The organism is Bacteroidales bacterium (genome assembly GCA_031275285.1).
Taxonomy (GTDB): domain Bacteria; phylum Bacteroidota; class Bacteroidia; order Bacteroidales; family UBA4181; genus JAIRLS01.
In genome coordinates this window covers 1-17,895 of the sequence record JAISOY010000159.1, presented here as the reverse complement: position 1 = coordinate 17,895, position 17,895 = coordinate 1, and the positions used below count along the sequence as shown (strand labels likewise).

12 protein-coding genes and 1 tRNA gene are annotated in these 17,895 nt (G+C 39.8%); 3 read left to right on the top strand and 10 right to left on the bottom strand.

The genetic code is table 11. The annotated features are described in order from the left end of the window. Window positions 1–111: 111 nt before the first annotated feature. Window positions 112–2,457 (bottom strand): hypothetical protein, encoded by a 2,346-nt coding sequence (locus LBQ60_15800; protein ID MDR2039385.1) that lies wholly within the window; start codon window positions 2,455–2,457, stop codon window positions 112–114. 148 nt (window positions 2,458–2,605) lie between these two features. Between LBQ60_15800 and LBQ60_15795 the strand changes: the two genes are divergently transcribed. Continuing rightward, entirely contained in the window at window positions 2,606–3,793 is a 1,188-nt protein-coding gene (locus tag LBQ60_15795; protein ID MDR2039384.1) for a DNA-binding transcriptional regulator, read from the top strand. 77 nt (window positions 3,794–3,870) lie between these two features. Beyond that, window positions 3,871–4,146, top strand: coding sequence for a hypothetical protein (locus LBQ60_15790; protein ID MDR2039383.1), 276 nt, complete (start codon window positions 3,871–3,873; stop codon window positions 4,144–4,146). Between the two features lie 96 nt (window positions 4,147–4,242). Here the strand turns inward: LBQ60_15790 and LBQ60_15785 are convergent, their stop codons facing one another. The 4 genes from LBQ60_15785 to LBQ60_15770 form a co-directional block, all read right to left on the bottom strand. Further along, window positions 4,243–7,290: an ATP-binding cassette domain-containing protein gene (locus LBQ60_15785; GenBank protein MDR2039382.1), complete on the bottom strand. Its 3,048-nt coding sequence runs from the start codon at window positions 7,288–7,290 to the stop codon at window positions 4,243–4,245. A gap of 297 nt (window positions 7,291–7,587) precedes the next feature. Further along, a complete protein-coding gene (locus LBQ60_15780) occupies window positions 7,588–8,811 on the bottom strand; it encodes a hypothetical protein (protein MDR2039381.1) in 1,224 nt (407 codons plus the stop codon). A 123-nt stretch (window positions 8,812–8,934) separates the two neighbouring features. Further along, window positions 8,935–9,879 (bottom strand): type IX secretion system membrane protein PorP/SprF, encoded by a 945-nt coding sequence (locus LBQ60_15775; protein ID MDR2039380.1) that lies wholly within the window; start codon window positions 9,877–9,879, stop codon window positions 8,935–8,937. A gap of 37 nt (window positions 9,880–9,916) precedes the next feature. After that, entirely contained in the window at window positions 9,917–14,194 is a 4,278-nt protein-coding gene (locus LBQ60_15770) for a gliding motility-associated C-terminal domain-containing protein (protein MDR2039379.1), read from the bottom strand. 277 nt (window positions 14,195–14,471) lie between these two features. On the opposite strand from LBQ60_15770, the gene LBQ60_15765 reads away from it, so the two are divergent. Further along, window positions 14,472–14,546 (top strand) — tRNA-Pro (locus LBQ60_15765). An 82-nt stretch (window positions 14,547–14,628) separates the two neighbouring features. Here the strand turns inward: LBQ60_15765 and LBQ60_15760 are convergent. The 5 genes from LBQ60_15760 to LBQ60_15740 form a co-directional block, all read right to left on the bottom strand. After that, window positions 14,629–15,204 (bottom strand): NERD domain-containing protein, encoded by a 576-nt coding sequence (locus tag LBQ60_15760; GenBank protein ID MDR2039378.1) that lies wholly within the window; start codon window positions 15,202–15,204, stop codon window positions 14,629–14,631. A gap of 455 nt (window positions 15,205–15,659) precedes the next feature. Further along, entirely contained in the window at window positions 15,660–15,908 is a 249-nt protein-coding gene (locus LBQ60_15755) for a hypothetical protein (protein ID MDR2039377.1), read from the bottom strand. Between the two features lie 221 nt (window positions 15,909–16,129). Further along, on the bottom strand, window positions 16,130–16,489 hold the full coding sequence (locus LBQ60_15750) for a tyrosine-type recombinase/integrase (protein MDR2039376.1): 360 nt from the start codon (window positions 16,487–16,489) through the stop codon (window positions 16,130–16,132). Window positions 16,490–16,619: 130 nt separating this feature from the next. Next, entirely contained in the window at window positions 16,620–17,573 is a 954-nt protein-coding gene (locus LBQ60_15745; protein MDR2039375.1) for a PorT family protein, read from the bottom strand. 38 nt (window positions 17,574–17,611) lie between these two features. Beyond that, window positions 17,612–17,895, bottom strand: a 284-nt coding sequence (locus LBQ60_15740) for a hypothetical protein (GenBank protein ID MDR2039374.1), incomplete at its 5' end; no start/stop codon positions are given.

The window sequence follows — 17,895 nt, the reverse complement described above, 5'->3', positions numbered from 1 at the left end:
CGTTGTTTTTCATTATTGTTATTAGGTATAAATCATACTTAACAATTTACATTCAATTATTGTTCAACGTAAGAAATATTTTTTAAAGATAATATTACTTTTTGTCCTGACTCACTCTAACTGATCAAGTATTTGTTGGCAGCTGATTATCTTCTCCAGCAGATCATTGGGTACATAAAAATATTGATTGGCCGATTCAAATCCGATCCGGGAATCTTCCAATGTTAAAAGATACAGTTCGTTTGCCAGGGACATTTCACGCTCTATCAGAGGCTTCATCTGTTGTGCAACTTCTTTTCTCTTTTCCGGTTGAATTTCCGGTGCGAGATATTGGTCCCGTAATAATATATAACGCACCTGGTTGGCTACGCTTTCAAAGTGGATGCATACTACTTTGGCAAAACGCAATTCGTCTTCCACACTTGCTATATACTCCTTATCAGCCATATCTACAGCCTGTTTCAATAAAGGAATAGCTTCAGAAAATCCTTTAGCCATTTTTTCAAATTGCCGGGCAAATATTTCAGCAGGATATATACTTCGCCATTTTGTCAGATCATCATAAGGAATTCCCGACATGGTCGCACTATATCCGGTTGCTTCAGGCCTAAGTAAGTTTGCCGGGCCTATCTGTACCGGAGAAAAGTAAACAACTGCTCCCGAATAAGGGTATTCCCGATAAGCATTACTCATAGCGCTCCATGCATTCCGTGCATACGGAGCGCCTTTATTTCCATAACGTTTTATCGCCAGTTTATCCAATACCTGTTCCGTTGAGGGCGTAGGCGTGCGATCGAAATATTGAGGTATTTCGAGGTTAGGAGATGGATACCCTCCTAACGTCCAGCTGAGCAGGTATCCGTCAACACCACTTTCGGCAAGGTTACTGCAATGTTCAGCAATCAGATCCATCACCGGTACAAATGGTACGGCAGCTATTTCCCAGGTACAATTGAACTGCACTTTTGCAGCTGTCTTTATTCCTTTTTCTTTTGCAGCACGCCAATGCTCTTTCGCCCGGGGACCCGGCCCTACTGCAGATATTGAGTATTCGCCTATTTTACTTTCTATTCCGCCTCTTTCTATAGGTAATGCCCATTCACTTACCGACATCAACCATACGTCAGAAGGGAGTTTTTCAATTACGTCTGTTGCTATTCCGTGCCTGTTCCATCCCCAATCCCATATAATCACCTTTGCATCAGGCGATGCACGATGTACGCCCTCTGCAATGAGCGCATTGGCATCGGCAGTCACTTCCGCTCCGGATTTTTCTTTACAGCACGGACATTGCTGCCATCCCCCATGCGAATTGCAGAAAGTAAGGTTTTCCGAGCCGCTGATCGTGAATACGCCTCCAAGTTCCGGAACTTGTGTAAAAATGTAAGTCAAAGCATCTTTTATCCAATTCCGGACATCATCATTAGAGGTACATAATGCATGATATTCACCTTCGCGGACTCCTTTTGTCGATTCTCTACCGGGAATATCAGGGTTATTAAAAAAAGATGCAGGTAAAGCCCTGGGTTCATTTAAGTACAGATAAATATCGATCCCGTATTTTTGTGCCAGATCTACTGTTTTGCGAAGATTCTCCAGCCGCTTTTCATGTCCTGCACCAAATTCGGGAAAGGCATTTCCTCCAGGGGCCAGGTCGCGAAGCAAAACATGCAACCATACTCCATTAACCCCTAATGCTGATAATTTTTCTAATAACCCTTCGGCAAAAATATCTTCGTCACTGAATAAAGGGTCTCCAAATAAAGCAAAGTAAGAATAGATAAACCGTAAAGATCCTTTTTCCTTATCAGAAACTATTTTTTCCCGTGGAATCCCATCGGTTTTCTTTATTTCATCGATAAAAGCAAAACGTGGTTCTACCGCAGCATTTAACTGCTTTTTACCGATTTGTCCTTTTAGGACTTTACTGATCTCTTTGGCTCGTTTTTTTGACTCTTTAGATGGATTTTCATAGATCAACGGTTGACATTTGGGTTTTAGGTTTCCTAACTTTACCCATAGGAAATCATCTTCCCTGAGCGAAAAATTCAATCGTTCAGGTGTCATCTCAACTAATTCCAATAATTGTTCGTAAGGTAAAAGATGCCAATTACGCCTGATCAGGGTAATATAGATTTGTTCAGTCGTCCATTTTGGCTTTTGGTAAGCCGGCAAACCCATTGAGCCTGCCAGTTTTTTTACTTTTGAAGGTGAGGTTTTTAGTACTTGTGCCATCTTTTCCAAATCTACAAGATTCCAATTTCTCCATACAAAAGCATGCAACTTATCCGGAAAATGAGGAATAGGTTCCGGCTCCGGTGCTTTCCCTTCAGGTAGTTGAATATCCTCCTGAGTAGATATTTTAGCCATAGTAGATCCGGTTTGATGACAAGCAGAAATTCCTATTCCTAACATGTAGATAAATAAAACAATGTAGATAATTTTTATTCTTTTCATTATTAGATATTTTAAGGATAATTCTTTTATTCTTTCTCCCCTGGTACAAAGAAATGACACAAAGATCGATCGAATATAGATAAATTACGAATATTTATCCTCAAAAAGCGTCTTTTTTGTATCTTTGTTAACTCTTAATATTGATTGAATGACAAGAATTCTTCTATTAACGGATTTATCCAGCGGATATAGCCGGAGCATGATCAAGGGGGTTGTTCGCTACTCAAAGGAGTATGGTCCCTGGATTTTTTACCGCATGCCCATATATTATCGTGAATTATATGGGGATGAAGGAGTAGTAGAGTGGGCCAGACAATGGAAAGCTGATGCTGTCATCGCACAGTTATCGGATGTTGATGTGAAGGCATTGAATAAGCTTAAAATTCCGGTGGTTATCCAAAATTACAAGGACCGGTATGATGGTATATCTAATCTTACCGGAGATTATTATCATACCGGTGTTATGGCTGCAGAGTTTTTCCTGCAGAGGGGATTTCGTTACTTTGCTTATTATGGGTTCTCCGAAACGGTATGGATGCGGGAACGGGGAGATGGATTTGAAGATACCCTGAATAAAAAAGGATTTGATGTCTATTCTTTTAAGGAACCGGCAGATACGAATAAAACCGAAAAATGGAATTTTGATACGGATGTTTTATATCACTGGCTTCTTGGTTTGCCTAAACCTGTTGCATTATTTGCTTGTGATGATTATCATGCCTTACAAATAACCGAGGTGTGCAAAATTTTCAATATACACGTCCCCAATGATATCGCAGTATTGGGTGTTGATAATGACGAACTGTTGTGTAATATATCCAATCCGCCCCTTTCTTCAATTGAACTGGATATTCAAAACGGAGGGTATGAATTGGGAAAATTACTTCACGAACAGATCAGGAAAAAGCGGAAATCGTCTGCCGATGTGGTGATCAAGCCTTTACGTATCGTGACCCGTGGTTCTACCGAGCGTTATGCCGTATCCGACAAAAATATAGAGAAAATATTGAAACATATTGAGGAAAACTACATGAACACCCTTTCGGTCGATGATATTGTCGATACTGGACCTTTTTCCAGAAGGGTTTTGGAAAAATTATTCAAAAAAGAAACCGGAATGTCGATTTATCAATACCTACAACAATATAGGGTAGAAAAATTTTCGGAATTATTGATTAATACAGACATACCTCTAATTGATGCTGCTTATCAGTCCGGATTTGACGATTACAAAAATGTATCGAGGATTTTTACCAAGATAAAAGGAATTACTCCCTTACAATACAAGAAGAAATTCAGGATATCGAATATTGAAGAGGAAGGAAAAGAAACATGACCCGCAATACTTGTTCGTAATTTTGCAAATCCTTATCTGAAACTTTTCTTTGAATTGTATCTTATTTTAATAAGTAAATGTTCAAAATTATATCATACATAGAATCATTTTTTACTCTTCTTTTTCTTGATAAAAAGAAGCAACTAAACGAAGTGATCTCACGAACACCATATAAATTATCTATGGTGAGTAAAAATCAAGGCTTACTTCCTCAGCGACCAGTCACTGCACACTACGGGACGCCGGAAGAACTTGCCTGGCGGCTCAGACAGCTTCCGGCTTACCCCTTCACTTTGCAGGACTGGTGCCCGCTTCCGGAAGATCAGGCTCCCAGGTGTAATACCACTGTATGAGTGGGGAAACAGAAAATATGATAATGGAAACTAATTATGAACATCTACTTAAAAAGATGATTTAGTAAAATACCATGAAACGATTTTAAAGATCATCTATCCGGAAAAATCTTTTCTAAACAGCTTCATCAGCTTGGGTAACCATCTAAAGTATAAGGCAAAAAAGAAGAAAATATTGAAACACCATATGATAACAACATTGATCCACATGGTGGGGTAATCCTGACCTAAAAAACGCTTGGCCGGTGCATAAAACTGAGCTTTGATAAACGGATGTTCCGGATCTTTATAGATCGGATGATAATTTTGTAATAACTGGTTTTTGTATTCAATCAAACGATGGGTTTCATTACTGTTCTTTACCATATCGGCCAGGCTTTGATTGTAATACTTCGATTTTAAAAGACGCAGGCTATCAGGATTTGTAGCCATAATTTTTGAAATCAACTGATTTTTTTGTCCGGCTGATTTGTTATATAATACAGTATAATACCTGGATAACTGGTCAAAATATTGTGTTGTCCGATTGATCAGATCCGTAGATAGCCCTTTGTTATTCATGATGCCGCAAAAATCGAATGCCACAAGATCCTGATGTTTATTTTCCGAAGCGATTTCATTGCATAATAAGGTTATGGTCTTACTGTCAGGTTCCCTACCATTCTCCAGTGCCGTATTTACTTCCGCCAGTTTGTTTTTCATTTCCACCAGCCAGTAGTTTTTTCTGAATTCAGCCGTACTCATGTTTTTTTCATAAGGATACATGACCCGTTCATAGTCATTGTTCATAAACTGTTCTACGGCCAATGCTTCAAATGCCCAACGGGCTGTAATGATTTCTCCATACCAGGGAACAGATGCAGGAGAAGAGATAGTCGGGTTTATTTTTTCAAAACGTAACAATACCCCGCTTAACATCAATTGCGGAATGACGATGAAGGGAATAAGGACATAGATGGTTACTACCGATTTAAAAGCATCAGAGATGATCAATCCCATCATATTGGCACAAGCCCATGCTGAGAACAATACCAACCAGTATACTATCGACATGCTCGCAATCTGGATAATACCATTTCCCACCCAAACAAATAATGCCGCCTGTATAGCAGAAATACCGAACAACACCATGATTTTTGAAAAGAGATAGCTTCCCCTGCTAAGATTGAGAAAGGCTTCCCGTTTCAGGATTTTCCGGTCTTTTATTATTTCTTCCGCGCTCATGGAAAGTCCGATAAATATGGCAATGATCACCGCAACAAAAATATAGATCGGAACATTTTCATTCAGTTCAAAAGTATAGCTGCCGTTAGAAACGTCATAATAGCGGATAATGTATGAGAGGATCAATGCAAGCAATGGCGCTTCCAGAAGGCAAACCATGATATACTGCCTATCGCTGAGTTTGGTAAGGATATTGCGTGTTGCATATACCATAAACTGTTTTATCCTGGATGGCCTTTTCAGTGTCGCATCAGGCAATTCTTCGGGTCTTTCCTCCTCCGGTATCCGGGCTACCGGAACCTTCCTGAACAATTCGTACCATTCTTTTGGTGAAATACGCCGGGTATCCGAAGGTTGTCCATGCTCATCAAGTATACGCGCTTCAACAATATTAAAAATCTGTTCAGGATTTACATTTCCACATTCGGGGCACTCGCTGGTATCCCTGTTGGCCTGGTGTGCCTGTGATTTAAAATACAGGATCGAATCAACCGGATCACCGTTGTATATAAGATATCCCCCCTGATCAAGTACCAATAGGCGGTCGAACATTTTAAAAATATCGGAAGACGGCTGATGAATCACAACAAAGACTAATTTTCCTTTCAAAGAAAGGTCTTTAAGTAAAGTCATGATATTGTCCGAATCTCTGGAAGAAAGTCCGGATGTCGGTTCATCAAGGAATAATACAGCAGGTTGCCGTATCAGTTCCAATGCGATATTAAGCCGCTTCCTTTGTCCCCCGCTGATTTTTTTATCCAATGGTGATCCGACCTTCATATCACGAATCTCATACAAACCGAGATCCCGCAATACCTCATCCGTTCTTTTCCGGATTTCCTCTTCGGGATATTGTCCGAAACAGAGTTTGGCATTAAAATACAAATTCTGAAATACAGTCAGCTCTTCAACCAAAAGATCATCTTGAGCGACGAAACCTATGAGCCCCTCGATTTCATGACCCTGTTTATGGACATCAACATTGTTTAGAAACACTTTTCCGGAGGTTGGCCGGTCCAATCCGGTAAAGACATTTAATAACGTAGACTTTCCGGCACCACTTCCCCCCATGATCCCGACAATATTTCCCGATAGTATCTCAAAATTGACGGGATGTAATCCGATGGTTCCGTTTTCAAATTTATATTCTACCTCTTCAGCCTTGAACAACATGGGGTTAGCCCGCGTGCTAAGATAAAAACAGTTGACGATATCACTGTAATAGATAGGTTTGATCTGGGAATTCCGGATACTGCTACCATAATTCAATATGTAGATCTGCTCCCGTTCTATCATCTGGTTATTGAGAAACAGTTCTTTATTTCCCTCATAACGGCATATATACATGTTCACGCTTTTTACATGCAATATGACTAATGGCCGATGGATCCCATCGCGGTGCAGATGCTTATATTCTTTTTCCGCATGATCATTCTGATCTATGAGCAAAAGATTGGGAGAAGAGGATAGGAATTCCACCGGAAGCATGACAAACTGGATCAGTTCCAGGAACTCATCCTGTTCAATATTCAATGCACTGGCTACAGTTTCTACAAACTCCTGCTCAAATTCGGAGATGGTGCTTTGCGGTCCATGCCCCGACTTTATAAAGCTAAGCAACAGTACCATCAGTGAGAACTTTTCACTCTGGGTTAGTTCCTTATTAATCTGATCACTGATTACCAGCAATTTAACAGAACTCGAAGCAGTGTGTTTCTGATGTTTATGGGTATCTTTATATTTTTCCTGATACTGTGAAAAATAATTATTGAATATCTCAATATATTCTTCTGCCAGTTCACTGTTGAGTTGTTTGCGAAGGAAGCCCTCTATGACCTTATGACGTTCGGAGGAACTGCTTTCCGGCCGCGAAATAATTGCAAATAATTGCATTAAGGCTTTTAATATGCGTTCACTCATAGTCTACTAAGATCTTTGATATACCAATTAGATACAAATATAGTGAAAGGTAAGAGCAATTGTGGAAAGCTTGCTTTTGAATAATTGCCGAACCGCATCCTATATTCTACAAATATAGTGAAAGCCGAGAGGCAAAATCAAGCTTGCTTGAAATTTTGTCCAAGGCGTATCCTATATTCTACAAATATACGAAAAATACTTTATCACCGCCGTGTGGCAAAGAATAGTAATAACAAAATGAAAACAGCCATTTATTGTGACCACTTTAAAATGATACTTTTCAATTCATAGTTTTGGTCAGGATATCCATTTACGGATAACAGCATTTCCAAGACGAATAAATTCCTGGCGCTGACCGATCAGGGCTTCTCCATAATTATCAATATATCCTTCCCTTCCCTGGCTTCTCAGATATTGATGAGCTGCAACGATACAAGCGCCTTCATAATTGACACGCTTTAGGTAGTCGGTCAGTTCCACACCACCACGACAAGTCACAGTCAACGGGATCAAACCGGGAGCATTGTGTTCTGTCCCAAAAGTAATTACGAAGCCTTGTCCGTCGAAATAACGGACAAACGGCTCCAGTATTTCCAGGCTGTTACGTCCGGGTATTAACTCTATACTATAGATACCCTGTTCTTTGAGGCTTGCGCACATTTGTTCCTTATCGGCCTCGAAATCAGTAAAGTTACCCTTTGCATCATCCAGTAAAACGGGATAGCAAGGAATTCCCCCGGCTTTCAGGTATATCGTTTTCATCTGTTCCACAGAAAGAAATGCCTTATCATCTTCTTCCACAAAAGCCTTTCCTCCAGCTTTCAGTAAATTATTCCTCAATTCATTTTCCAGGGCTGCCGCATCATGAATATCCACATTGACAGGTTTCCCTGAATAGATCTTTTGCAACACTTCCTTACATGCGTCATCATTACTCGCTATTTCGAAAACAGCGATACGCAATGCCTGGGCGATATGCCGTTCGCGAACCAACTGACGGGCGTATTTCCTGCGTATTTCATCATACGAAAAGGATAAAGGAATACCTAATTCTTTCAACCACTCATTCAGTTTTACAATCATATCGGCTACCTGCCTCTGACTTTCAGCTTTGACACTTTCGAGCAATTCTTTGTATTCGCCTGACAAAGTAACCGGAAAATCCAACCCTTTTCCGCTAAAATAGGTACGACCGGGATTGTTGGGATCATTTACCCGGATACCTTTGGCTTGTTGATCTTTGGACAATGCGATCGCTTCAATATTGAATAAGGGGAATATCTGATTCCGGACAGCCATTTGATTAAATTCCTCATAGCCATCCATGACATAAAAATCATTTATTCCCAATACCCTGATATTTTCCCTGACAGCCATTCCGGCGATCTGGTCCATATCCGTAAAAGCACTGAATGAGTAAGGTGTGTGAAAATGTCCGTTGACATTCAACACATCAAAAGGGTATGATGCAACCTGTTGCATCATCTCTTCATATTTCGGGAGATTTTTCAAAGTCTTCATATTCTGCTTAAAAATATACGGTCGTTTTTCGATGATCACTTGATTAATAGCACAAAGATAGCCATTAGGCTATTCAATGACAAATCATCCTCCGCTATTCTCAGCAGAAACAAAAAAATGATATTACTTATCGCTTTTGGGACGATTTTTAATAGAAGTGAAATTATACCCTAAAACCAATTCAATAGTCCCTGAATTGAATTTACCGATCTTTGCCAATGTATGGTCATAAGCCAATCCGATATGTATATTCTTCTGGTGGATATACCCTATCATGATGGAAATATCTTCAAAAGACTCGAAAGTGTTCCTCAGATTGATCCCTCCCCAGAATTGCTGGCGATAAGTGACTCTTCCCGTCAGGTCGAGCTGAAGGGGAGTAGCGTCTACTTTTTTCACCAATAGGGCAGGTTCTATTTCCCACTGTTCATTCAGGACAAATTTGTATCCGCCATTGACATAAAAATGTGTTTTTAAACGGTTCCGGTCACTGTTTTCCCCGTTAAAAACGACATTGTTATTGAACAACTGAAGGGCTGAAAACCCGGCATACCAATTGTTATGATATACATAAACACCGGCAGACGCATCAGGGAGGGAAGTAGACATGGGGGAAAGCGGCGCATATGGATCCTGGATTTGCGGAGTACCAGGAGCATCCAATTCGAGCTGGCTTCCGTCAATGCGGTATTGTATGAACCCTAACCCGATCCCCATTGAAATGCGTATCTGATCATTAATTGAGACGTTGGTAGCGAAAGCCCCGTTCAGATTAAATTTGCTATAGGGACCCGCCGAGTCATAACCTATGGTACCTCCGTATCCGATATTCTTATTTTTATGCGGGCCGTATGCACTCAATAGGTTTGTAATGGGAGCATCTGCAAAACCCAGCCATTGAAAGCGATTATTCATCCGTACTTTAAATCCGTCATCTACACCTGCCACAGCAGGATTAAACAAAAACGGATTTTCTATAAATATTGATGAAACAGGCAGTTGCTGTGCCGAACCTTTGTAGACCAGCACCAGACATCCTATCACCAGTAAGAAAATAAATTTCTTCATTTTATTGTATTTTGCCAACACCAATAATTTCAAATCATCACCTGATAATGGTTACAGAACCGGTTATCGATCGCGACCCTATCTTCACCACATAATAATAAGTACCGATGGGTAAATCGTTCCCTCCACGTCGTCCGTTAAAGACCACCGAACCATTATTGTATCCCTTGCCTTCATAAACCAGGATCCCGGCCCGATTATACACAGTCACATCTACAGAATGGAATTCACTGTATTGATCGAGATTATGGAAAACCCATGTATCATGTATCCCATCTCCATTGGGAGTGAATGCATTAGGAATGAACAAATCAAACGCAAAACTGATGAAAACAGAATCACTTACAGTACAGGAATTATCGTCAACCAATGTGAGATTTAACTGATAAGCCTGTTCGGGTCGGGTTAAGCTTACAATGCCTGCCGGAGAAGGCAGATCGGCATAACCGCCGGGAATACTTTCCCAGGTGTAATTTGTAAAACCAGATGCTTCTACATTCAATATATAGGTATCTCCTTTAGGTATATAAACCGTATCGACCGGAATATTAAGGGTTGGTGTAGTAACATCCAACTCATGGGTCCGAATATCCGAACAATGATTATAAGAGGCGATCAATTGTACTTCTCCTTTCTCAGCCACAAATATCAATGGGTTATTAGTGGAGAAGTCAAGGGTTTCGCCATTAGGCAATATCCAGTTTGCGACATATGACGACGATCCGGGATTAGGCGTAATCATTACGTTTCCGTTGAGCGTGACCATATCGCCCGGACAATATCCATGTGCCTGATCATCAATACTTACTTCAACAGAAGTAGCTGCACTTACGGTAAATGTATAATCTACAGTACATAAACCATCAGGCCGGCTGACTTCCACCACATAATCTCCTGCTGCAAGGTCATAAATTGAATTGGTATTGGAAAGAATAGTGCCATCACCATCTTTTAAATACCATTTATAATCATACAGCTCTGCACCTTTTAAAACCAGATACCCACTCGAATCATTGTTGCATGATAATAATTGCTTTGAATCGTCAATATTTACATCAACCGTTGGTTTGGTAACAAGAAAAACAGAATCTTTCCGGCATCCTTTTGCATCGGTTAACACCAAATTATGATAACCTCCGCTTACATCAGCGAATGTCGGGCCGCTTTGTTCCGGCTCGCTATCTATCTGGTACTTGTATGGCAATGTTCCTCCCTGTGGTAACAGGGTCAGGTCTGTTTCAACTACACAATTGGCAATCGGGGTCTCTTGCAATAAGATATCAAAAGTCAATTCCTGAATAGAAGAAACTTCAACCGGATATGGCCAGACACAATTATTCAGCTTATCTGAAATCAACAACCAATAATCGCCTGCCGCCAGGCCTGTAATTACGCCGGTGCTCCCATCGATCCATGCTGCCGGATCAGCTATACCATCCGAAGTTAACTGGTACCTGTAATCACCTCCTCCGGAAAGAATGGTGAATGTAAATTTACCGTCATCTATACCTATACAGGTAGCTGATGGTGTAAATGTAATTCCGGGAGCTTCTGTTCCCCTGATAATTACATCTTCACTAACAAAACAACCGTCGGTTTGCTCGGTTACTTTAACCTGGTAACTACCCCCCACCAATGGAGAAAATATATGTTCCGTATCTGTGGTCGGATTTTCGTCATTCCCGTCTATCGAGTAGACAAAAGTACCGGACAGAGGTTCTTTCACTTTGACATGTATAGAGCCGGGAATTTCATTTCCGTTGATATCACATGAGGCATCGGTAGGTGTAATATCCATTTCAACAGCTGTCAATACCTGGACATCAATATCCAATGTGGCGGAGCATTGGTTACTCCCGGTAACCAATAATTCATAAATACCTCCGGACACATTTTCCATGATAAAATCGTATGTAGCATCAGGATTGATCTTTGGGTCGATCGCACCTGAAGGTTTGCTAAGTACGCTGATAGTATAGGGCGCTACACCATTGGTAACGGTAACACCAACAACTCCATCGTATTTTCCGATACATAATGCTTCGGTAATGTGTGTATATGAGAAAGACATGGGTGGAACATCCGGAACATTCTGTGTGATCGTGTCTGATAAACAACCATTTTTATCCTGTACAACGACCTTATAATCCCCGGCTTGTAGTGCATTGATACTTGTAGTGAGACCATTTGCCGGAGAAAAACTCATATAATCACCATCATTCAACCCACTGTACCAGTATTTGTAACGTACACCTGCCGGATCGGACATATTGATATGAATAGCTCCGTCAGAAACGTGATCACATCGTGTGAGCCCGTCGGCTGTGACTGCCGGAAGTACCAAAGACAGATCATTGATATTGATTTCTTTATCTATAGAACAATTCCCATAATAAACAGTCAGGGTATACTTACCACCCTTCATATTCAGTATCTCGACATCAGCCCGGCCCTGTGCATCTGAAGATACCTCCGTTTGCGGACCGTTATTGAGGGAATAGGCATATTTCAGGTGAGAGGGGTCTCCTACAATGGTGAAGAGCAAACGACCTTCGGCCTTTCCGGTACAGGTATTGTCAATCACCAATAGGTCTTCGATGGTCACAATATCCGTATTTGATACGTCAACAGTTAAATCCGGGGTATAGCAAGGTACCGGAGCCCGGTCGTCATACACTGATATAGTATAGGTTCCGTTTTTCAACTGTTGAAAGACCACCGGTTGTGTGATATCCGTCTGGGTGATTGTTTCTTCAAGATAAACGGCATCAGAAGTAGGTCCGCGGTATAACTCATATACAAAATATGCATGTGGCGCACCTAATATATCTTTTGCAAGGACGGTGATACTTGCTATCTCATCATCGGGACATTCATTCTCAACAATAACAGAATAGTCGATTTCAAGATCCGAGGTGTATGGGATTGTACGCATGATGGTATCATTACATCCCCGTTCGTCGGTTACCCGGACAACTATATTTCCGCCTTTGATCAATTCTTTTTGAAAATGCCATGTATTGGCTATGGGATCCGTCAGGTTACCCAATAAACTGCTACCATTTAATGTGGCACTCAATACTCCGGTTCCTCCTGTTGCATCAAAACTGATCGACCCCTGAGGAATTTTCATACATGCCGGATCATCGACCACAATGTTTTCAAATTTTAATTCTTTCGGCCCTGCAATGGTCGTATCTTTGGATACTTCACAACTGCCGGGTGTGATTTCTCGGACCCATACCTTATAGTCTCCCGCTGAAATTGAATTAAATAAAGGTGAGGGTTGCCATCCGGATATATTGCCATCCGGATATTCCAGTTTATATTCCAACGGCTGTGTATTTCCCAGCACCCTGATCCCATCGATCGATCCGTCATTGCTACCAAAACAGGACGGTTCGGTGACAGATATTTTGTCGATATCGATTCCGGTATCGATATCAATAGTTACGGGGATCCTCAAAGGAAGACAGTCCGTTGCCACATTATCCTTTACTTCAATGATAAAATCACCTTCCGGCAATCCTGAAATAAGATCATTGGGCCATTGGGCATAATCAAACCCGGGAACAACCTGATCGTTCAGGTCTTTGACACAATAAATAAAATCACCTGTGGCTCCCCCACGGGGATTGATTATTTTTACAGACCCTGTATTCGTTCCCTGGCAGTTAACACCAGTGACATCCAAACCGTCATATTCTATTTTGTCTAGTTTATAAAGGGTTACTTCTACCGAACTGGTACATAAAGCAAAATCCACAGCCACCAGCTCATAGTGTCCTTCCGTCAGTTTCGTCGGGTTGGGAGAACCCAACAATGCACCATCCTTATACCAGGTAACTGCAACAGGATCCCATCCACCCCTGATGTCACGGATAATTGTTCCAAATGATTCATCCGGACAGATGTTCTTTTGTTCTGAAATAACAATATCTAATTTGATTGGCTCTTCTACCAGCTGGGAAGTCGCTTCCCGTTCACCATTACTATCAGTGACGACAATAGGATAGTCGCCTCCGGATAATCCCGAAACCGTAACAGAAGCAGGCGATGAATTCAAGGTATAGGTAGCATTATTTATTGTGACCTGATAGGGAGGAACACCTTGTTCCACTTTTACCGTAATCTCCCCATTGTTATCGCCAAAACATTTTACATTGGATGCTGTTACTGTAACAATCATATTGGCATTTATGCCAAACTCCGCCAAAGGATTCCCTGATGGGGAGATGTCATTTATGCCCGCTACAGCATTTACTGTAAAAAAAGATGTATAAAGTACCCAAAAAAGAGAAATTAATTTCTTCATGCTCAAAAAATAAAGTCTGTCGACTAAGAAAAAATGAATCTAAATGCTTCAGATATTAACAAAGCCCACGATCACAAAACACCACAAAGCATTGTCAATCAGACAAAAAAGAGACATGTCACTCTTTAAGCATTTTTTATTCCATGCTTTTCCTTTTACAAAGATATACGAAAAACTTCTACAAAAGTTACTAGAAACAAACTATCTATAGATTTTTTGATGAGAAAGTCCTTGCAGACAAAAAATATTTTGTTACCTTTGCACCTCATTTTTCATTCGGGGTGTAGCGCAGTCCGGTTAGCGTATCTGCTTTGGGAGCAGAGGGTCGCAGGTTCGAATCCTGCTACCCCGACACTGAAAATCAAAGCCTTACAAGTAAATTTGTGAGGCTTTTTGTTTTATTGCCCACGATTTGCCCACAAGATTTATCCTTTTTATCTTTCCATAGTTATTTCTTTACAAGCCAACTTTATTTTATCTTGGGTATAGTTATGGTCTAGAAAATATTGTAATAAGGGATATTCTATTTTAGCATTTGGTGATTCATAATTTGGATTAAATCCCTTTGGCTTTTGTTTGGAAAAATTATTATCAATGCTATTCACGACAAGCATAAAAGTTACTTTTTTACCAGAAGCATAATAATTTTTCAATAATTCTTTAGAAGCCTTATATAAAATCCATTCTATCTTGTTCTTTGTGATAAATCCTTTAAAATATTTACATTGAATCAATATAATATTTGAAGCATTTTTTGCAATTAAATCAATCCCTTTATCTATGAACCCCAAATTTAAGCCGTTGTATATAACTTCATACCCGTTATCTTCAAAAATTTGACCAACGTATTTTTCATAAATCGCTCCCCAATCCGAATTGGTAATTTTTTCATAAGGAATTATAGTTGTTTCCCCGTCAATTTCGATACACCTGTCTTTGGAATTGACATTGATTTTTCCTAATTTTAAATATTTGGCTAAACCCATATTATCAGATTTTAAACCACTCATTAAGAGTTGCTAATTAAAGCATCTTGATTAGTATTTCTCCAATACCTCAAGTTAAACCGGTGGTTAGTATTCTTTACCGTTGTTGCATCCATAGTTCCAAAATTGATCCAACACAAAGGTATAAATTATATTGCCTGATATCTTACAATAAAAGCATTTTTATTGATCATTTTGTCAATAGTATCAGACGTTTTCGATATTTATTAGGCCTTTTGCTCTGTCAAGGTCTATTTTATGCAAAGTTTATAACAATATATGTAAAATGCAATATTTATAAAAACTATGTCGTTGTAGTCTTACGTTTAGGTGTACGTTTGACTGTTTTACTTTTAACCGTTTCTTAGCCTTATACTCCCGAAGGTGGGCGCTTATAGCTTCTCTATCCTCATCAGTATATGACGACGGGGCAATCACAAAATCGACACCATCCGGTTCTTTTATATAACCCACAACTATTACATTTTATAATATCTGTCAATAATGTCAGGATTTTGCACGATGGTCAGTTTATATACATCTTTGCTCGGATTGTCAAACTCTTCCTTCCAATTGAAATTCCACCTGTTTTTCTTGGTTACCTGTTTTAAATCGTGCCTTGTAAGAGGTAAAATGTCTGTTGTAAAGCTGTCGCCCGAAAAAGTATTTTCAATGGAATGAGTTAATTTATCAATTTCAAAATCCAAATGAACCAATCTCTTGCTCATGCAAACTATTTTGCGTTTATATATTACAAATTTAGCAAAAATTATCGAATTCGACAATATTTTTTGGTATGCATATTTCCTGCTTTACAACGAGGAAAACAGGTAGAGTTACATTACTGTCGGATATACATTTTTACCTGTTTTTCAGGCAATTTCAAATTAATCCTGTCACATAAATAGCATAAATATATGACAAAATATTTATCCTTTTAGTTCCAAATTTATGGTATTTTCGGACCAAACTCATTCATTAAATTCCTGAGTATGCAATGCAGCATTTTAATGCGTTCTTCTTTCTCAAAAGAAGCCAGATAATTTTCAGTTGTCCTTAAATTGCTATGACCTAAGCTTTCGGAAATATAAGCAATATTGGCTACGCTATGTTTCAAAATACTTACATATGAATGTTTGCCGGTGTATGTGCTTATCCCGGAAATACCTAATTCCTCACTTATCATTTTTAATTTCTTATTCATCCTTCGCATGACATTCTGGATTCTCTTTTTCTGTTCCATTGGAGTTTCACCACCTGTGAGAAAAAGAAAAATATAATTGTGAGGTTTTTTATTTTTATTGCCCACAATTCATAGTCATTATTAAAACCCGATGTGCCACACGCCTGAAAATCGTGTGGCACATTGGGTTTTCTGGGTTCTTCTTTCTTTTCTCTAAATATTAATTTTAGGACAACATGGGTTACTTTTCATACAGTTAGAACCTGTATCCTACCCCGAGTTGAAATACACTGTTCTTGTGGTCCATGCTTTCCGCTATTTTGGTTAATCCAATGTTGCCGCGGAAATACAAGTCAAGGCCAAAGTCAAACAGATAGGATACCCCCAGTGCTATGGATGCATCAAATCTATTAAGATCATCTGTATAATCAAAAAGGTTCAATGTAGTATTCCCGGATTTCAACTTCGCATTGACCATATATCCGAACTGCGGGCCCAGATCGATACTGAACGTACGGTTCCTGGTGACAAAAATTTTCACTATTAATGGCACATTGATATAATCAAACTTATCTATCATCTCTGTACCTCCTGAAGTACTCTTTGCTCCCTGCATTGAGTAGAGTATTTCAGGTTGAAGATCCACTATATTGCCGAGTCTAAACGCCACAAAGCCTCCGATATGAATTCCGGCACGTGTGTCGGTACTCCCTTCATCAACCATCTCCGATGCAAGATTGAGGCCGAATTTAACCCCAAACCTTGCAATCTGGTTATTTCTCGCTGCGGACTTCGCAGAGACGGAAGCGGTTGTCGATGTTGGTCGTGTAGATACCTGCACCGGCTGTACGGATACCGTCGGTTGCGTGGATGTGGGAACGGTCTTAGGCGACGCCTGGGATGTTTTTGTGGGTGTGGTTTCCGACACAAACGTTTCTACCGTTCCGTTCTGATAAACGATGGTAACGATATCGCTTTTCGGAAGCGTATATACAGGACCATCCTGGTGATTAAACAGTCTGTACTTAACATGTTCTACACTTATTTCTGTTACCTTGGCCTCAATTTTCTTCGAATCCTTCGTTACAATAACATCCTGGGCAAAACAGGCACAGGAAAAGGCAATGACGCACAACGCCGACAGCAAACTTCTTTTCATTCCACGAATCTGGAACCTTCCTTCTTTTTTTCTGAGGATTAATGTTTTCATTGTTTTTCAATTTATTGATTTATAATTATTTTTATTTTTTATTCCCATTCAGACTTAGCGATGTCATAAACAATTTCTTTCCCGTCCACTAAAAATTTAATTTTCTTGGTGTTAAAAATATCTCCGACGGGAATGTCAAAATTCATGAAACGTATTTCCGATTTATCGGTAAGGGTATTAGACAAATGTCCCGATTGATCTATTGTAGTGATCGTTTTTCTCTTTAATGCGTTGGCGCTTTTTATACCATCAATAAGCCATGCATCCATATTCCTGATAACCATTCCTTTTTGGGGTCTGACTGCAATAAAATCAGGTTCAA

Coding starts and splice junctions, on each gene's coding strand:
- LBQ60_15795 (MDR2039384.1), top strand. CDS start 2,606: ATGACAAGAATTCTTCTATTAACGGATTTATCCAGCGGATATAGCCGG.
- LBQ60_15780 (MDR2039381.1), bottom strand. CDS start 8,811: ATGAAGACTTTGAAAAATCTCCCGAAATATGAAGAGATGATGCAACAG.
- LBQ60_15775 (MDR2039380.1), bottom strand. CDS start 9,879: ATGAAGAAATTTATTTTCTTACTGGTGATAGGATGTCTGGTGCTGGTC.
- LBQ60_15800 (MDR2039385.1), bottom strand. CDS start 2,457: ATGAAAAGAATAAAAATTATCTACATTGTTTTATTTATCTACATGTTA.
- LBQ60_15785 (MDR2039382.1), bottom strand. CDS start 7,290: ATGAGTGAACGCATATTAAAAGCCTTAATGCAATTATTTGCAATTATT.
- LBQ60_15790 (MDR2039383.1), top strand. CDS start 3,871: ATGTTCAAAATTATATCATACATAGAATCATTTTTTACTCTTCTTTTT.
- LBQ60_15770 (MDR2039379.1), bottom strand. CDS start 14,194: ATGAAGAAATTAATTTCTCTTTTTTGGGTACTTTATACATCTTTTTTT.
- LBQ60_15745 (MDR2039375.1), bottom strand. CDS start 17,573: ATGAAAACATTAATCCTCAGAAAAAAAGAAGGAAGGTTCCAGATTCGT.
- LBQ60_15755 (MDR2039377.1), bottom strand. CDS start 15,908: ATGAGCAAGAGATTGGTTCATTTGGATTTTGAAATTGATAAATTAACT.
- LBQ60_15760 (MDR2039378.1), bottom strand. CDS start 15,204: ATGAGTGGTTTAAAATCTGATAATATGGGTTTAGCCAAATATTTAAAA.